General features: G+C 69.6%; 12 protein-coding genes. 5 read left to right on the top strand and 7 right to left on the bottom strand.

All coding sequences use genetic code 11. From position 1 onward, the window contains the following. Window positions 1-364 precede the first annotated feature (364 nt). A complete protein-coding gene (locus tag ACIBL3_RS02685; RefSeq protein WP_396351412.1) occupies window positions 365-721 on the top strand; it encodes a hypothetical protein in 357 nt (118 codons plus the stop codon). Here the strand turns inward: ACIBL3_RS02685 and ACIBL3_RS02690 are convergent, their stop codons facing one another. Continuing rightward, complete coding sequence (locus tag ACIBL3_RS02690) at window positions 722-6,736, bottom strand: AAA domain-containing protein (RefSeq protein ID WP_396351413.1); 6,015 nt, start codon at window positions 6,734-6,736, stop codon at window positions 722-724. It lies immediately after the preceding gene. Beyond that, the gene (locus ACIBL3_RS02695; protein ID WP_396351414.1) at window positions 6,733-7,905 is read right to left on the bottom strand and encodes a M48 family metalloprotease; all 1,173 of its coding nucleotides are present in this window, start codon (window positions 7,903-7,905) and stop codon (window positions 6,733-6,735) included. Before ACIBL3_RS02695 ends, ACIBL3_RS02690 begins: the two co-directional genes overlap by 4 nt. 89 nt (window positions 7,906-7,994) lie before the next feature. Between ACIBL3_RS02695 and ACIBL3_RS02700 the strand changes: the two genes are divergently transcribed. After that, complete coding sequence (locus ACIBL3_RS02700; RefSeq protein WP_396351415.1) at window positions 7,995-9,179, top strand: M20 family metallopeptidase; 1,185 nt, start codon at window positions 7,995-7,997, stop codon at window positions 9,177-9,179. Window positions 9,180-9,350: 171 nt separating this feature from the next. Here the strand turns inward: ACIBL3_RS02700 and ACIBL3_RS02705 are convergent, their stop codons facing one another. Then, on the bottom strand, window positions 9,351-10,781 hold the full coding sequence (locus tag ACIBL3_RS02705; protein ID WP_396351416.1) for a M12 family metallo-peptidase: 1,431 nt from the start codon (window positions 10,779-10,781) through the stop codon (window positions 9,351-9,353). 198 nt (window positions 10,782-10,979) lie between these two features. Between ACIBL3_RS02705 and ACIBL3_RS02710 the strand changes: the two genes are divergently transcribed. Beyond that, window positions 10,980-11,423: a YciI family protein gene (locus tag ACIBL3_RS02710; RefSeq protein WP_396351417.1), complete on the top strand. Its 444-nt coding sequence runs from the start codon at window positions 10,980-10,982 to the stop codon at window positions 11,421-11,423. Here ACIBL3_RS02710 and ACIBL3_RS02715 read toward each other — a convergent pair. Beyond that, window positions 11,402-12,511 carry a zinc-dependent alcohol dehydrogenase family protein gene (locus tag ACIBL3_RS02715; RefSeq protein WP_396351418.1) on the bottom strand — a complete coding sequence of 370 codons (1,110 nt, stop codon included), beginning with the start codon at window positions 12,509-12,511 and terminating at the stop codon, window positions 11,402-11,404. The genes ACIBL3_RS02710 and ACIBL3_RS02715 overlap by 22 nt on opposite strands. Continuing rightward, window positions 12,508-12,924, bottom strand: a complete 417-nt coding sequence (locus tag ACIBL3_RS02720; RefSeq protein WP_396351419.1) for an acyl-CoA thioesterase — start codon at window positions 12,922-12,924, stop codon at window positions 12,508-12,510. Before ACIBL3_RS02720 ends, ACIBL3_RS02715 begins: the two co-directional genes overlap by 4 nt. A gap of 23 nt (window positions 12,925-12,947) precedes the next feature. Here ACIBL3_RS02720 and ACIBL3_RS02725 point away from each other — a divergent pair, with 23 nt between their 5' ends. Both ACIBL3_RS02725 and ACIBL3_RS02730 read left to right on the top strand, forming a co-directional pair. Beyond that, window positions 12,948-13,571: an alpha/beta fold hydrolase gene (locus ACIBL3_RS02725; protein WP_396351420.1), complete on the top strand. Its 624-nt coding sequence runs from the start codon at window positions 12,948-12,950 to the stop codon at window positions 13,569-13,571. A gap of 90 nt (window positions 13,572-13,661) precedes the next feature. Next, window positions 13,662-15,020, top strand: a complete 1,359-nt coding sequence (locus ACIBL3_RS02730; protein ID WP_396351421.1) for an MFS transporter — start codon at window positions 13,662-13,664, stop codon at window positions 15,018-15,020. On the opposite strand, the gene ACIBL3_RS02735 is transcribed toward ACIBL3_RS02730, so the two are convergent. Continuing rightward, on the bottom strand, window positions 14,922-16,112 hold the full coding sequence (locus ACIBL3_RS02735) for an ABC transporter permease (protein ID WP_396351422.1): 1,191 nt from the start codon (window positions 16,110-16,112) through the stop codon (window positions 14,922-14,924). The two genes, ACIBL3_RS02730 and ACIBL3_RS02735, sit on opposite strands and share 99 nt — an antisense overlap. A 179-nt stretch (window positions 16,113-16,291) precedes the next feature. Beyond that, the gene (locus ACIBL3_RS02740; protein WP_396351423.1) at window positions 16,292-16,984 is read right to left on the bottom strand and encodes an ABC transporter ATP-binding protein; all 693 of its coding nucleotides are present in this window, start codon (window positions 16,982-16,984) and stop codon (window positions 16,292-16,294) included. Window positions 16,985-17,042: the final 58 nt, after the last annotated feature.

Genomic DNA, 17,042 nt, shown 5'->3' on the forward strand with positions numbered 1-17,042 from the left:
TTGCGCCCCGAAACCTGACCCCGCACGACGGCAGGGGTCGTCCCTGGCATCACACGCCGCGCAGGGATCGTCCCTGGCACCACACGCCCTACCGGTCGTCCTGACACCGCACGCCGTGCCGGTTGGGTGGGTGGAGGCGCGCATGGCAGCCCACGCCGAGACGCGGATTCTTCGCGTCGTGCCGTGGCGTAGGCCGTGCGCGCAGCGGATCCTGTTCAACCTCGCCTGTGCTGACCCCGCGCCACGCACTGGACCTTCAAGGTCACCGGCGTGATGCCGCGCAGCTCCGGCGAGCCCGGCGACGAGAACACCGTGCTGAACGTGTTCAGCCGGCTCGTGCCCTGCGTTGCCGCGAGGTGGTTCGGTGCCCGGCTCGACGTCCCACCAGGTGTTCGCCGCCGTGCACGAGGTCGACGACGAGGCGACCGCCTTCGTCCTCACCTTCACCCCGGGTCCGCGCTCGACAGCCCCGAGTCCCAGTGATTCGGCAGGGTCCTGCGAGATGCTGCTCGGGTTTGCTGTGTGCGGTGTTGCTAGGTGTCGGTTGGGCAGTGGAAGCGTGCGGCACCAAGAGCCTTCGCTCGCCGCCGTGGTCGAGGTCGACGCCGAGGCGACCGCCTTCGTCCTCACCTTCACCCCGGGTCCGCGCACGACAGCCTCGAGCTCCGGTGTGTCGGCAGGGTGCTGCGAGATATTGCTCGGTCTGCTGTGTGCGGAGTAGCTAAGCGTCGGTTGGGCGGTGGAGAGTCTCGACTAGTTGATCGACGACGGTGTTGGGATCACGGGTCCAGTCGGTAGTAAGTACGTGCTGAACTCGCCAACCAGTCGCGCTCAGAGCTCTCGGGTGCGTAGTCAGCCGCTCAAGCAACGAGTCGCCCGTCACCCGTTCCAGAGTGTCCACGAGAACCGCAACCCGATACCCAACATCCCCCGGCAACTTCAACGCCAAATCACACCGAAACACCGACTCCCCCACCCCCGTCTCCACCACAACCCCCCGCCCCTCCAACGCCCACCGCAACTGCTCAACAACACCCCCACCCACCCCAACACCGCCATTACCTCGGCCACCGACACCCCCAGCGCCACGACCAGCCTCGTGGCCACCGCCACCGTCACGGCCACCGCCGGCACCCGTGCCCGGAAGAGGCTCTTCGCCACCCAACGCCGCTGACCCACCGCCACGGGTGCCGTCTGCGGTCGCGACATCCCCCACACCAGGCTCGCCGGCCGTACGCCCTCCACCGCCACCACTGGCGGCACCCGTGCCCAGACCAGACCTCTCGCCACCTGACACTGCAGACCCACCGCCGTGGGTGTCCCCGGCGGTCGCGACATCCCCCGCACCAGGCTCGCCGGCCGTGCGCCCTCCACCGCCACCACTGGCGGCACCCGTGCCCAGACCAGACTCCTCGCCACCCAACACCGCAGACCCACCGCCACGGGTTTCTCCACCAGTCACAACGGCTCCCGCATCATGCTCGCCATTCGTATGCCGCCCACTACCAACGTCGGCGACCGCCCCGACGTCCCCAGCACTGATGCCCGCACCGAGGTCCTCAGCGCTGACGCCCCCGCCGAGTTCGCTGGCACCGCCCACGGCAGCCGCGGCAGCGCGCATGCCGGCCGTGACCGACCCGCGGCTGCCATCTTGTATTGCGGAAGGGGTGCTGGTTGTCCGCGAGGTGCTGGCGCGGGCTTGGGGGTAGGTGGCGAGGGTGGCTTTGGCGGCTGTTGGGTTGCCTTGGGAGATGGCGGTGGCGTAGGTGAGGAAGCGGCGGAGGGTGTTGGCGCCGTCGTTGTAGGTGTTGGTGATCGCGTCGGGCTCGATGCTGCTGACGACGACCATGTGCTCGCGGGCGCGGCTGAAGATGACGTTCAGGCGCTTCTCTCCGCCAGCGGTGTTGATCGGGCCGAAGTTCATCAGCATGCGCCCGTCCGGACCAGCGGCGTAGCACACGCTCATCAGCACGATGTCGCGCTCGTCGCCCTGCACGTTCTCCAGGTTCTTCACGAACAGGCCGATGTCCTGCTCGCCGTGCGTACGGACCTGCTCAGCCTCGTACAGCCCGGCGAACACCGGATCCGCCTCCGCCAACTCGTCCAGCGCTCGTTCGATCTCGCCCTGCTGTGCCTCGGAGAACGCGACGAGCCCGATGCTCTTCCCAGTACGGCGCCCGAGCAGCTCACGCACCAAGTCAGCAATCCACCGCGCCTCGGCCGGGTTGGTACGGCGTACGTAGACACCGTCGACGAGTCGGACCGCGGTGATGCTGCCGGCGAGCAAGCTGTCGCAGACCTCAGCCACCGCGGGGGCATCCGACCGAAGCGTCCACGGCGGCGCGCTGTGCGCGGGAAGCCGATCCGGAACGGTCGCCAGGCGCCCTTGGTAGAACGCCGCGTTGCTGAAGGAGATCAGCGCTTCCGAGCGACTCCGGTAGTGCCAGGTCAGCATCGTCGACGCCAGCCGCAACGCGCTGATCGACAGGAAGCTGTCCTCGGTCAACGCAATCCCCACCTGCTCAACAACCCCGTCATCCTCGTCGGCAATGCCGGAGGTGGAGGACACAGGATCGGCGGGGTTGGAGGTCGAGGGCGCAGGGTCGGTGCTGCCGGGGGCGTGGGGCGCAGGGTCGGGGGTTGCGGGGGTGTGGGGGGTGGGGGTTGGTTGGGTGAGGAGGGAGTCGGGGGTGGGGCGGGGTTGGAAGTATTGGGTTGGGGGAAGTTGCATTTGGTCGCCTACGACGATGAGTTGGGGGGCTCGGTGTAGGGCTGGGATGGCTTCTTCTACGGGGATCTGGCTGGCTTCGTCGTAGATGACTACGTCGAAGGATGTTGTCAGGGGCAAGGTGTCGGAGACTGACGACGGGCTCATCAGCCAGACCGGGCGGAGGAGGGAGACGACCGTGCCGGGGGCGCCGGAGGCCAGGTCGCGGATGGAGCGGTACCGCATGACCTTGCCGAACTCGTGCTCGAGTTCGCGGCGGCCGGTGGCGAAGGTCTTCTTGCGGGCGCGGTCCTCGGGCGACATGCCGCTGACGCTGAGTTCGGAGTGCGCCAGTTCGGAGAGGAAGCGACGCCGTACTCGGGAGACGACGATCTCGGCGTTGAGGTTGGTGAGCTCGTCGTACACCAGGCTCAGTTCGCCGACGATCGAGTTGACTCGTGTTGACGAGAGTTGAAGTGGAGCAGCGGATCGGATGCGCTCCCATTCGGCGACACACACGGCGTACTCGAGCTCGTCCGGGGTCGCGGCGAGTTGTCGGACCGCGTTCTGAACGGATTCCGGCGTGGTCGCGAGGTCCTGCAGCGCCTCGCCGACGAATCGCAGGATTGGTTCGGCGGAGGCCAGTCTGTCGATCAGTTCGCGTACGGCGGGGACGGTGAGGTCCTCGTACTGCGCTGCCAGCAAGCCTGACGTGGAAGCCTCGGCTCGGTCGAGCGTGTCGGCGATGCGGAGGAGGGCAGCGGGTACGCCGTCCTGGAGGACGGTCCGCCAGTCGAGGTCGGCGGCGTTGCGGGTGGCGGTGAGACGGGCGACCAGGTGGCGTGGATCGGCGGTGCCCCACTCGCGCTGGGTCTGCTCGGTGTGTTGCTGTACGGCGGCGGTTGCGTCGTGGGCGGCGATGAGGTCTGTGAGTAGTTCGACAATGGTTGGGCGGACGGCTCGGGTTGTGGTGTCGAAGCGGGTGTTGACCAGGGACTTCAGTCGCCGCCAGTCGCCGCTGAGGAACGCGAGGAGGGTTCCTTCCTTGCTTTGGGCAACCTTGAGGGCGGAGCGGGCGTCGGCGGGGGTCAGTGGATCTGTCCAGCCGGAGGCTTCGTGCCAGGCCGAGCGTTCGGTGGCGATGAGGCGTTCGCGGTCGGCGGCTGACGCGTTCAGGCGTTGCGCGGTGGGCGATCGGGGGTCGATGGCGTCGACGAGGTCGCGGTCGGCGAGGGGGCCGATCACCCGGCCCAGCTCACCAAGCGCCCTGACCTGCTTGACCGTCCACCCACCATGCTCCCCAACCGCCCGGCCGCTGTCCTGCTCGGTGGCACCGGCCGGGGTCGCGGCTGGGGCGGGGGCGGTGGTGCCGGAGGAGGTTGAGGCGACTTCGGTGGTGGCGGGTGAGGTGGGCGCTGGGGTGGTGGTCGTGGAGGAGGTGGCCGGGGGTTTGGGGAGGGTGGGGGAGGTCAGGGCGGTGGCTACTGCTGACCAGGTGGGTTGGAGGGCGCGGGCTTGGTCGGGTACGGCGGGGTCGGCCCAGCGGGATGGGGTGATGAAGGCGAGGGGGCTGTGTGCGAGCACTCCGCCTGAGGTGGGGTCGGCGGATGCCAGGTCGTGGGCGAGCTTGCGGACGATGTCCCGTGCAGCCCACCAGTCAGCCGGTGACGGGATCAGGCGGCGTTCACCGTCAAGGACCAAGTCGGCCGACGCGGCCGAGGCAGTCGGCGCGGTGGACGAGGTCGAGCCTACGGGCGGTGGCGGGGCTGTGGGGGTCGGGTGGGGGCGGTGGTGGAGGAGGGTGGTGAGGAGGGTTCGGAGGGTGGGGTGGCCGGTGGTTAGGGATTGTTCGTGGGTGGTGACTGTGGTTAGGAGATGGGTTACGCGGGAGGTGAGTTCGGTGCGCCGGGTGGTTAGGGCTTCTAGGTCGTCGGGGGTGATGAGCCAGGACTCGTAGGTGTCGCGGAGGTTGTGGATGAAGGCTTTCTTGTCGGTCTGGGAGTCGTGGATGAGGGTGCAGAGGTCGTCGAGGCGGCGGCTGGCCAGGCGGGCGTGGACTACGTCGAGGGCGGCTCGCTTCTGGCAGACGAAGAGGACGCGCTGACCGCGGGCGACGAAGTCGGCGATCATGTTGGTGATCGTCTGGGACTTGCCGGTCCCGGGCGGCCCCTGGATCACGAAGCTCTCGCCGCGCTGGGCGCGCGCGATCGCAGCAACCTGCGAGCCGTCGGCGGGGACGACCAGTTGACGCTCGGCGACCGGAAGCTCCGGGGGTGCGCTGCTGATCGGGCGTGGCCGGTCGGAGAACAGTTGGTCGAACGACGGGCATGTCGTCCCGGTGGCGAGCAATTCGTCGTAGTCCCGGACGAGCCCGAGGGTGCGGTAGTTGAAGTTCGCCAGCGCCACCGCGCACAGGTCGACGTCCCAGGAGTACGGGCCGCCCTCGGTGTCCAGGGTGTACGTGTCGGTCTCGATCGCGGCCGGGCGCCGTGGCTCGCCGCCGAGGGTGATGCCGAGCGGGAGCTCCGGTGCGGCGAGCTGGGCGCGGAAGATCTGCACCCCAAGCGGCTGGTAGTCGGTCCGCCGGTACGAGTAGGCGTACTGCCGACCGCCGAACTCGTGCGCCGCGTTGCCGTGTTGCCGGCGGCGGTAGCTCCGCAGCTTCAGCATCGCGCGCTGCCGGACCACATCGATCCGCGGCTTTTCCCGCAGGTGCAGCTGCAGCCCCGGCTCGGTCGACCGGATCTCCTGCGCGAGTTGCGCGTGCAAAGTCGCGAGAGCGCCGGGCTCGGCGAGGTCGACGTACTCCGGCAGGTTGATCCCGTAGAGCTGGTGCAGGTGGTGCCGCAGCGTCGGGTTGACCTCGGCGACCGGATCGGTGATGCGCAGCGTGTACGAGTCCCGGACGCCGCGCTTCTTCATCAGCTCGACCTTCGCCAGCACCAGCGGTGAGGCGAGTCGGGTCTGCGGGTCGTTCTTCAGGTCGTGCCAACGCAGAAAGGCCGGCACCAGCCGCAGTTGATCCTGGCCGTACTCCGCGCGATCCCGCCGGGCGGTCGCAATCAACTTGTCGAGGGACGACGCCGCGTACGGCGCTTCGTCGTACCGGATCCACCGCCCGAGCGGCTGTGGCTTGCCGAGCAGGGACGCGCCGAGCTCGTCGCGCCAGGTGAACAGCTGGTCCGGACGGATCGTGCGGACGTCGAGCATCAGCGGGACCGACACCTCGGTGAGGTTCAGCGTCTGCGCGGTCGGGCGGAAGTTGATCAGCCGGTTGCGCCGGGACAGGTCGAACAGCCGGTCCCGCAAAGCCCGGAGCACTGCCGTACGGCGATCCGCTACGCCTCGCGTGATCGCGGCAACGTCGAAGTCGAGCGGCTGGTCCCGGTAGTTCTCGAGTTGCTCGATCAGTGAGCGGAGGTCCTGCGCGCGCCGATGCCGGTCAGGCTCAGCCATCCGCGCCGCGACCGAGACGATCACCGGGTGCAGACCCGGATCGAGGGCGTGCAGGTTGCCTCGCGCATCGATCAGCCGGGCGACGTCAGCAGTCCGGGACAGGTCGAGGCCGCAGCCGAGCCCGATCAGCAGTTGGCCGAGGCTGAAGATGTCGGTGAGCTGATCGTGGTGGCCGACCACGTGCTCCCAGCTCTGCCAGCCAGCGACGTGCACCGGCGCGGTGATCGCCGCCGCAACAGGCTCGACCACCGTGGTCCGCGGCCGGCCACCGCTCTCACCAAGGTCGACCTCGGACTGGCGGTGCGCGACCACCTCGACCGCAGTCGCCCGAGGCCCCTCACGCGTCGCGAGGGCCAACTCGTCGAGCACTGGGCGACCGGCCGTGGACGGGTCGAAGCCGAGCCTCGTCTGTTCGTCGACGGTGATCCGGTCGAGTCCGCGCAGCGGGGCGACCAGCCCGCGCTCGTGGACCGCAGCCGTTGCGTGGAAGAGCGGCAGCACCGCAGCTAGCAGCGCGTCGTTGCCGAGCCCGCCCTGCGAGACCGCCAGGGCGACCAGGTCCTCGGCGCTCATGCGACCACCTCGTCCGCGGCCTTGGCCAGCTTCGCCCGGCGCTTGTCGCTCCAGCCGAGCTCGTCGTCGGCCAGATCGTCGTACGCCGTCAGTCCTGCCCGCCGGGCGATCACCATGGACGCGACCAGGCCGGCGTCGCCCGTGTCTGGGTCGGCGGTCGCCAGGTCCAGCAGCAGGTAGCAGAGGTACCGCTTGGTGGCGTCGACCAGCGGTCGTGGACGCGGCAGCGGTGCGCCGTCGATCGGCCGGACCGCCAGCGGCTCGTCGAACCGAGGCATAACGGACGCCGGTACGCCGAGCGGTGCCGGCGGATCCGAGAACCCTGCAGCGAACGTCGCGACCGCGTCCGTGCGTAGGCCCGAGGTGTGTGCGATCGACGCCGCGAACTCCCGGCTCAGGTCGCGGAGCAGGACCGCGTCGAGGAGATCCGGCGCGTCGATGTCGAGCGGACCGGTGATCAACGACTCCATGTCCTCGCCGGCGAGCCAGTTCTTCAACGCCCACGCCCGGGCGACGCCCTCGGGATGCGAGGTGCCACGGCTCCCGGTGCTGAGATCGACCTCGTCCGCCTGCCGCAGGTAGGCATCCGGGTCAGCACTACCAAGGCCGGTCTGGAGCTTGAGAAGCGCGCGGATCGTCACTCGCAGGTCGCCGCAGGCCGTCAACGCGCCGCGGTCGGCGAACAGCTCCGTCGCCAGGCTCCACCGCCGATAGGTCTCGAGGTACTGCTGTGGTGTGCGCGCGTCACCGGCGGCCGCGTCCAGCAGCCGGTCAACCGCGAGATAGTCGCCGTCATCGGCGTTCCACAGCACCCGGTGCGCCAGCTCATGGCCCATCACAGCAGTCAGGTCGTCCTGGTCCAGCTTCTCCAGCAACGACCCCTCGAAGACGACGACCGCCGCACCTGCTTGGTGGACATAGTGGGCGTTCGGCGCAGCCCCATCCACCTGGAAGAACAAGAGCTCCGCGTCCACTCCCAAGGCTTCCGCCGCCCTACGGCCTGCCTGGTGGACCTCAGGGTGCACTGACTCTTCCAGGCGGTAAGCATTTCGCAGCAGTACGTCGTCCAGACGGCCAACCGGCCCGCCGAGCAGGGCTGTCCAGGCACGCTCGTCCACGCGGCGTACGTACGCCAGCACGGCCCGGTGGTAGCCCAAAGGAGACAGCATTCCGCCACAGTAACCACGCCCACCGACGAAAGCCGCCCGATGGCGGCGGGTACGGTGACGGGACGTCGCCTGTTCGAAGGAGTTGCTGGATGAACCTGGTCGAGGAAGCCGCCGCCATCGGACCGGGGCTGGTCGAGCTGCGGCGGGAGTTGCACCGGATTCCAGAGGTGGGGCTCGATCTGCCGAAGACTCAGGCGATGGTGCTCGACGCGCTGGCCGGGCTGCCGCTGGAGATCAGCACGGGCAGCGAGCTGACGTCGGTGGTCGGCGTACTGCGCGGTGGTCGTCCAGGGCCCACGGTGTTGCTCCGCGGTGACATGGACGCGCTGCCGGTGGTCGAGGAGACCGACCTCGAGTACGCGTCCACCAACGGCAGCATGCACGCGTGCGGCCACGACCTGCACACTGCCGGCCTGGTAGGTGCGGCGCGACTGCTCAGTGCGCGGCGCGAGGAGCTGGAGGGCAATGTGCTCTTCATGTTCCAGCCGGGCGAGGAGGGTCTCGGCGGAGCGGGCTACATGCTCAGGGAGGGTCTACTGCAGGCGACGGGAGACAGGCCGATCGCGGCGTACGCCGTCCACGTCTGGTCGCAGGCTGCGAAGGGCCTGTTCCAGACCCGACCGGGGACGATGATGGCCGGCTCGAACCAATTGCACATCACTGTGCACGGCAAGGGCGGGCACGGGTCGTCGCCGTACACGACGGTGGACCCAGTGCCGGTGGTCGCGGAGCTCGTGCTGGCGTTGCAGACGTACGCGACGCGCAAGGTGAACGTGTTCGACCCGGTGGTGATCACGGTGACCCAGCTAGCTGCCGGGGTCGCGGTCAACGTCATCCCGAACACAGCCCGGCTCGGCGCCACCGTGCGTACGCTGTCGCACGAGACGTTCGACCAGTTGTCGCGCGACCTGCCGGCCTTGGCTCAAGGGATCGCCGCGGCGCACGGCTGCACAGTCGAGGCCGACTTCGCTCTGCAGTACCCGGTGACGATCAACGATGCCGAGCGTACGGCGCACACCACCGAGCAACTGACTCAGTTGTTCGGCGCGGACCGGGTGCCGACGTTCGACAACCCGCTGATGGGGTCGGAGGACTTCTCCATGGTCCTCAACGAGGTGCCCGGGACGTTCGTGATGCTGGGCGCTCGCCCCGACGACGTGGGCGAGGACGGTCCGTCCAACCACTCCAGCGTGGTCCGCTTCGACGACGCCGTACTGGCGGACCAAGCCGCCGCACTGGCCCACCTGGCCACCACGCACCTCATCCGAACGTGAGAGACCTGACGGCTGGCCGACCCGCCAGAGGCCGGCCAGCCGCAGGGATCAAGACGGCGCCACGGTGAGGCTGTAGGCCCCACGGCTGCCGTAGGTGGAGTAGCCCGTGCTCAGCAGGACCCGGGGCCGTCGATCTCGGTGGGAACGACGGCCCCGGGCAGTTCAGCTGTGTCAGCTGACGCGGACCGTGTAGGCGCCGCGGCTGCCGTACGTCGAGTAGCCGGTGTTCAGCGGGTTGCCGTAGCCGGTGTTCTCGATCCGGAGGTAGTACCGCCCGGCGGTGACCTGACGGCTGAGGCTCGCGCTCAGGCCGGTCGGGGTGGACGCGTTGGTCTGGCCCGCGGCCGGGTCGGCGGTGGCGAGGACGGTGCCGGCCGAGTTCAGCAGTTGCAGCTTGATGTCCAGGTCGGCGCCGGAGGCGGCTGCGTTCGCCGCGAAGGTGAAGGTGCCGGCGGACAGGTCGATCCGGAACGTGTCGACGTCCGAGTCGCTGGCGTAGACACCGCTCACGCTGGTGCCGAGGGTGAGCGCGGTGGCGTCACTCGTGCCGTTGCCGTGGTCGTCGGCCCGCAGTGCCAGACCGTTCTGGCCCGCCACCGCGAAGTCGTCTTGCGTGTTGTTGGCACCTGAGTACTCGCCCTTGCTCCACTGGCTGATCGCCTTGGAGTAGCCGACGCCCATGATCGGCGCCCAGGCGCCGTGACCTTGGTAGTAGCCGACGGACGCCGTGCCGTCGTGACTCAGGCCGATGTTGTGACCGGCTTCGTGCGATGCGGCCTCGGCGATGTTCTTGGCGCCGGTGCCGACACCCTTGGTGAAGACGAGCGCCGGCTGGTAGTACGAGTGGTTGCTGGTGTTGTCATAGACACCGACGTAAGCGACCCCGCCGCAGCCACAACCGGACTGGTACCAGGTGGTCGGGTCGATCAGGACCCGGGTGCCGTACTGCTGGTCGGACGCGCCGGACCGGGTGATCGCCGACGCGGCCGGCGCCTGGGTGGTGACGTCCACGTCGAACGGCGCGTAGTCCTCTGCCACGCGCGCCCAGACATCGCGTACGACGTCCTGCTCGGCGGTACTCCAGGTGCTGGTGTTCCCGTTCGTGTCGTACGGCGTGACGTTCACGGTGGCCGGCTTGCCGTTGGTGTTCCACGCCGTACCGGTGATGGTGTGGCCGTCGAAGTCCAGGTAGATCACCCGGTTCGAGCCCGGCTTGCTGTGCAGCTCGAACGCCGGGCCCGTCGCGGCCGCGACGGCCTTGGTGGCCCAGCGCGGGGACGCGGCCGACGCCGTCTTGGTGCCGGCGACGGGCTCGCGGTAGAACAGCGTGCCCTCCTTGTCCAGCCAGGCGGTCTTGTCGGTGGCCAGGATCTGCTGCAGCTGCGCGGCCGGGATGCCGTTGCGCTCGGACAGCTCGGCGAGCCGGGACTGGACCTTGCCGAGCGCGGCCGTGCCCTGCACCTCCTGACCGAGAAGCTGGTCGATCGGGGTGGGGACCGGCTGCTGGGCGTCGGCCTGGTTGCCGGCCACGACGGCCAGCGCGCCGAAGACGACGGCTCCGGCGCCGACAAGGGCTCCGGTGCGGCGGAATCGGGTGTGCATTAGGGGGTCCTCCTCAGGGACTCCTACGCCTCACTTGTGACATGCCTCACGTGCGGTGGGCGGTTCCGCACTGTGCGTAGCCTGCCCGATGGTTGTCCGGGTGGCTATACCTTTCGGCGGAATTAACCTTCGTCTGCCGCGCAGACCGCCGACCCGTCGCTGCGCCATGATGAGCCCGACGGAACGAGGGGAGATCCGATGCGGTTCATGATGATGTTCCGGGCCAGCGAGGGGTCCGAGGCGTGGGAGAACCCGAGCGAGAAGAGCCTGACCGAGATGGGTCTGGTGATGGCCGAGATGGCCGAGAAGGGGGTCCTGCTCGCCGGCGAGGGGCTGCTGCCCAGCGCGCGGGGCTTCCGGATGCAGCTCAGCAACGGCAAGCAGCGGGTCGTCGACGGGCCGTTCGCGGAGACCAAGGAACTCATCGCCGGGTTCTGCCTGATCGAGGTCGCTTCCCGGGAGGAAGCGCTCGAGTGGGGCTGGCGCTGCCTGGCCGCCGACGACGGCAACTCCGGCGGGCTGGAGATCCGGCAGGTCGCCACCGAGGACGACTTCGGCGACGAGTTCACCCCCGAGGCGCGCGCCCGCGAGGCGGCGACCGGGGTCAAGGTCGCGGAGAACTACCGGAGCAGCAGCACCTGACGGATGGACGTACCGGCGGCCAGCCGGTCGAACGCCTCGTTCAGACTGTCGAGCTCGACGGTCGAGGTGAGCAGCCGGTCGACCGGCAGCCGGCCGGCCTGGTAGAGCGCGATGTAGCGCGGGATGTCGCGGCTGGGGACGGACGAACCCAGGTACGAGCCCTTCACCGTGCGCTCCTCGGCGACCAGGCTGACCGCCGGAACGCTGAACGACTGCGACGGATGCGGCAGGCCGACCGTCACGGTCGTGCCGCCGCGACGGGTGGCGGCGTACGCCTGTTCGGGCACCTTCGCGCTCCCGACCGTCTCGAAGGCGTAGTCGGCTCCCCCGGCCGTTGCCTCCCGCACCTGATCCACCGCGTCGTTGTCGCGGGCATCGACCGTGTGCGTGGCTCCGAGCGACTCGGCCAACTCCAGCTTCGCGGGTACGACGTCAACCGCGACAACCGGATGCGCTCCGACCAGGACGGCCCCCAGCAGCGCCGACAACCCGACTCCACCGAGACCGAAGATGACCGCGCTTCGACCGGCCCGGACCTGGGCGGTGTTCACCACCGCGCCGACGCCGGTCATCACCGCACAGCCGAACAGCGCCGCGATCTCCGGCGGCAGCGACGGGTCGATCCGCACCGCCGATCGCGCTGACACCACCGCGTGGTCCGCGAATCCGGACACGCCAAGGTGGTGGTGCACGCCGTCCAGACGCCGTACGCCGTTCAGCAAAGTGCCGGCCGTGTTGGCGGCAGCACCCGGCTCGCACAGCGCGGCCCGGCCTTCAGCGCAGGGCGCGCACTCGCCGCACGCCGGCACGAAGGCGAACGCAACCGTGTCACCAGCCGCGAAGCCAGGCGCCTCCGAGACCACAACCTCGCCCGTGGCCTCGTGGCCGAGCAGCATCGGCATCACCCGCGGCCGCGAGCCGTCGATCACCGACAGGTCCGAGTGACACAGCCCGGCCGCGCGGATCCGGACCAGCAGCTCCCCCGGTCCCGGCGGCGCCAACTCGACCTCTTCCACCCGCAGCGGGCGTGACTCGGCGTACGGACCGGGCAGGCCCATCTCCCGCAGTACGGCGCCGCGCACGATCATCCCGTGATCCCTTCGAGTGCCTCGCGAATGGAGTCCGGGACCGGAACAGGCAGGCGGTCGTCCCGTCCGACGAACACGTGTACGAACCGGCCGGTCGCGGCGGGCTGCTCCGATCCCGCGCGGAACAGGCCGATCTCGTAGCGGACACTCGAGTTCCCCAGCTGCCCGACTCGCAGACCGGCGTCGACCGTGCCCGGGAACTCCAGGGACTCCTTGAATGTGCACTGCGAGTCCACGCACAGCCCGATCACCGCGCCGCGGTGGATGTCGAGCCCGCCGACCCGGATCAGGAAGTCGTTGATCACGGTGTCGAAGAAGCTGTAGTACTCCACGTTGTTCACGTGCCCGTAGACGTCGTTGTCCTTCCACCGCAACGTGATCCCCAGAAAGTGCGGGAAGGAACTCCGGTCCATCGCCCCACCATAAGGTGGTCGGCATGAGATTCGTCCTGATCCCGGGCGCGGGCTGCACGTCGTGGCACTGGCATCCGGTGACGGACGAGCTGCGCGACCGCGGGCACGAGGTGATCGCGGTCGACCTGCCGTGCGACGATCCGCAGGCGGGTCTGGCGGAGTACGTCGACGTCGTGCTGGCCGCCGTACCGGAGGGTGACGAGGTCGTGGTGGCGGCGCACTCGCTGGGTGGGTTCACCGGGGCGATGGTGTGCGAGCAACTGCCGGTGCGGGAGTTCGTGCTGGTGGCGGCGACGGTGCCGGCGCCGGGCGAGCGGATCCGGGACTGGTGGGCGAACACCGGGTACGACTGGGTCGGCGACGACTCGGACACGTTCTTCCACGACCTGCCGCCGGACTTCGCGGCCGAGGCGCGGCGGCAGCTCCGGGAGCAGAGCGGCGGTCCGATGGACGACCTGTGCGCAATAGAACAGTGGCCGCAGGTGTCGACGCGAGCGGTGATCGGGGTGGACGACCTCCTGTTCCCGGCAGACTTCTTGCGGCGGGTGACGCGGGAGCGGCTCGGGTTCGACCCGGACGAGGTGCCGGGGGCACACTTCCCGATGCTCGGTCATCCACAGCTGCTGGCGGACTATCTGACGACGTGAGGGGCGGGCCGGATGAGTGTGATCGAAGGGCGGCAGACGGTGGGCCGACCGCCTGCACCTACCCGCGGACGACTGACCTAGGCTGCGGGCGTGCGGTTCATCCGGGATCTGGCGACGCTGCTGAGGCGTGGGGATTTCCGGCGGCTGTTCGCGGTGCGGCTGACGTCGCAGTTCGGCGACGGCGTGTTCCAGGTCGCGCTGGCGTCGTACGTGCTGTTCTCGCCGGAGCGGGCGCCGGACGCGGCGGCGATCGCCGGGCTGTTCGCGGTGGCATTGCTGCCGTACTCGATCCTCGGCCCGTTCACCGGCGTCCTGCTGGACCGGTGGTCACGACGGCAGATCCTGTTCGGGGCGAACCTCACCCGGGCCGCGCTCGTGATCGGCATCGGCGCCCTCGTTGCGATCGGCAACGCGGGGGTGCCGTTCTACTTCGCCGTACTGCTGACGCTCGGGGTCAACCGGTTTCTGCTGTCCGGGTTGTCCGCCGGCCTGCCGCACGTGGTCGACCGGGACGAGCTGGTGATGGCGAACGCCGTCGCCCCGACCTCGGGTACGGCGTTCTTCCTCATCGGCGGCGGCGTCGGCGCCGGGGTGAAGCTGATCGTCGACTCCGACCTCGCCGTACTCGGGCTGACAGTACTGATCTACACAGCGGCCGCCCTGCTCGCTCTGCGGCTCCAGCGCAACCAACTCGGCCCGGACCTGAACGGTGACGAGCCCGGCGTGGCCGAGGCGATCCGGACCATCGCCTCGGGTCTGGTCGACGGCGCCCGGCATCTGAGGGAACGCAAACAGGCCGCACTCGGGCTGGCCGCGATCGGCTCCCTGCGGTTCTTCTTCGGCCTCGTCACGGTCGCGATGATCCTGCTGTACCGGAACCACTTCTACGGTCCCGACCGGCTCGATGAAGCGTTCGGGGCGCTCGCCGTCGCCACCGGCGCGGTCGGCGCCGGGCTGTTCCTCGCCGCGCTGGTCACACCGTGGGCGACGCGGGTGATGGCGCTGCGGCAGTGGATCACCCTGCTGTTCGTCGCCGCCGCGGTGGTGACCGCGATGCCGGGCGGCCTCTACACGCAGCCGGCGCTGATCGTGGCCGGCTTCCTGACCGGGTTCTGCGCGCAGGGCGTGAAGATCAGCGTCGACACCCTCGTCCAGACGGGTGTCGACGACGTCTACCGCGGCCGCGTGTTCTCGCTCTACGACATGATCTTCAACGTCGGGCAGGTCTCCGCGGCCGCGCTCGGCGCGGTGATCCTGCCCGACGACGGGAAATCGTACGCGGTGCTCGCCTTCGTCGTGCTCGGGTTCCTGGTCACGGCGTTCCTGTACGCGCGGCTCAGCCGGGACGACTCAGGTGCCGCGGAGCGCGGTGATGGGCTGGATGGCGGAGGCCTTCCACGCGGGGTAGGTGCCGGCGACCAGGCCGATGAACGCACCCAGCAGGGGTGACCCGAACGCGAGCCGGTTGTCCAGGATCGGGGTCCAGTCCCGCACCCACGACACTCCCACGGTGAGCAGTACGCCGACCGCCGTACCGAGCAATCCGCCGAGGAAGCCGACGATCACGCTCTCCACCAGGAACTGGATCGCGACATGTCTTCGGGCCGCGCCCAGCGCCCGGCGCAGGCCGATCTCGGAGATGCGTTCGAGGACGGACAGCAGCGTGACGTTCGCGATGCCGAGGCCGCCGACCAGGAGCGCGACGGCGCCGAGCAGCAGGAACAGCGCGTTCAGGTCGGACTCGACACCCTTGCGTACGGCGCCCTGCTTCGGCGGAGCGTCGACGTTGAGGGTGCTCGGGTCGTTCGGCTGGATCGCGACCGGAGCCTGACCGGCGATCAGCTGAGCGGCGCCGACCTGGGTCCGGATCTCGAGCGCGTCCGGCGACTCGAGGTCGTACGCCGTCCTGGCGGTGCCGTTCGGCATGATCACGGCGTCGTTGAGCTCGGCCCGGCCGCTGACCGAGTCGAGGATGCCGATCACCGTGTACGGCTCGTCGCCGATGAACACCGCGGGCTGGGCGTCGACCCGGTTGATACCGAGCCGCTCGGCCGCGTTCTTGCCGAGGACAATCACCTTGTCACCGCGCTGATCGTGGCCGGCGTCGAAGAACCGGCCGGTCCGCAGTACCGCGCGCACCGCGTCGAACAGCCCGGCCGAGCCCGCCATCACCTTCAGCGCGTGCCCGTCCTTCTGGCCGTCCAGACCCGCGACACTGCGGACCAGGTCGTCACCGACGTCCAGCGTGCTCACGGTGCCGGCGGCGTCGACGCCGTTCAGCCGCTGGACCCGGTCGGGGGCGTCCCACGGAAGCTGGGTCGCCGCCTCGCCCTCCTGCCCACCCTTCTCCTCAGGCTGTACGACGACCCGCGTAGCCGCCGCCAGATCAAACCGCTGAGTGATCTGCCCGGACGCCGTCTGCCCCAACCCAACCGTTCCCACCAAAGCAGCAATCCCGAGCACAGTCCCGAGCGTGGTGAGGATGAGCCGAGTGGGCCTGGCGGCGACTCCGGCCAACGCCTCGTCCAGGAGATCCCGCACAGCGGGGGCGGACCGGCGGAGGCCGGGCGTCCGGCCCGGTCCGGCGCGCCGCCCGCCGCGCGGGCTCGCGGCACGGCGAACGAGCGAGGCGAGCGCGAGCCGAGGCCGCAGCCGCCGTCGGCCTTCGGCACTTTCTGAAGTGGACGGCCCGCCGGCGGGATCCGGGGGGCCTGCTTGGGTTACCACTGGAGGGTTCCGTCGACGATGCGGACCTGGCGCTGGGCCCGGCTGCTGACGTGGGCGTCGTGGGTGATGACGGCCAGCGTCATCCCCTCGTGGTGCAACTCGTCGAACACTTCGAGGATCGCCTCCGCGTTGGCGCTGTCCAGGTTGCCGGTCGGCTCGTCCGCGAGCAGCAGGCTCGGCTCCGCGACCAGCGCCCGCGCGATCGCGACCCGCTGCCGCTCACCACCGGACAGCGTGGTCGGGGCGAAGTCCATCCGGTGCGCGAGCCCGACCCGCTCCAACGCCACCCGCGCCCGCGCCATCCGCTCGCGCCGAGGCACCCCGACGTACACCATCGACAGCGCGACGTTCTCCAGTACCGTCCGGTGATCGAGCAGGTGGAACGACTGGAACACGAACCCGATCCGCTCCCCCCGCAGTACGGCGCGGCGCCGCTCACGCAGGCTCATCGTGTCCACGCCGTCGAGCCGATAGACCCCACCGGTCGGGTTGTCGAGCAGGCCGAGCAGATGCAGCAACGTCGACTTCCCCGACCCGGACGGCCCGACGATCGACAGGTACTCCCCTTGCCCGATCGTCAGGTCGACCTCCCGGATCGCCCGCACCTCGGGCGGTCCGGGGAAGAACCGCCGTACGCCGATCATCTCGACGACCGGCGCCGGCAGAGCAACCGCCGTCTCACTCATCCACGTCCTCGCTTCGCTCCGGGCGCGGATGAGGCACGAGCGCGCAGTGCTTGATTGT

It is taken from the genome of Kribbella sp. NPDC050124 (assembly GCF_044460355.1).
GTDB lineage: Bacteria > Actinomycetota > Actinomycetes > Propionibacteriales > Kribbellaceae > Kribbella.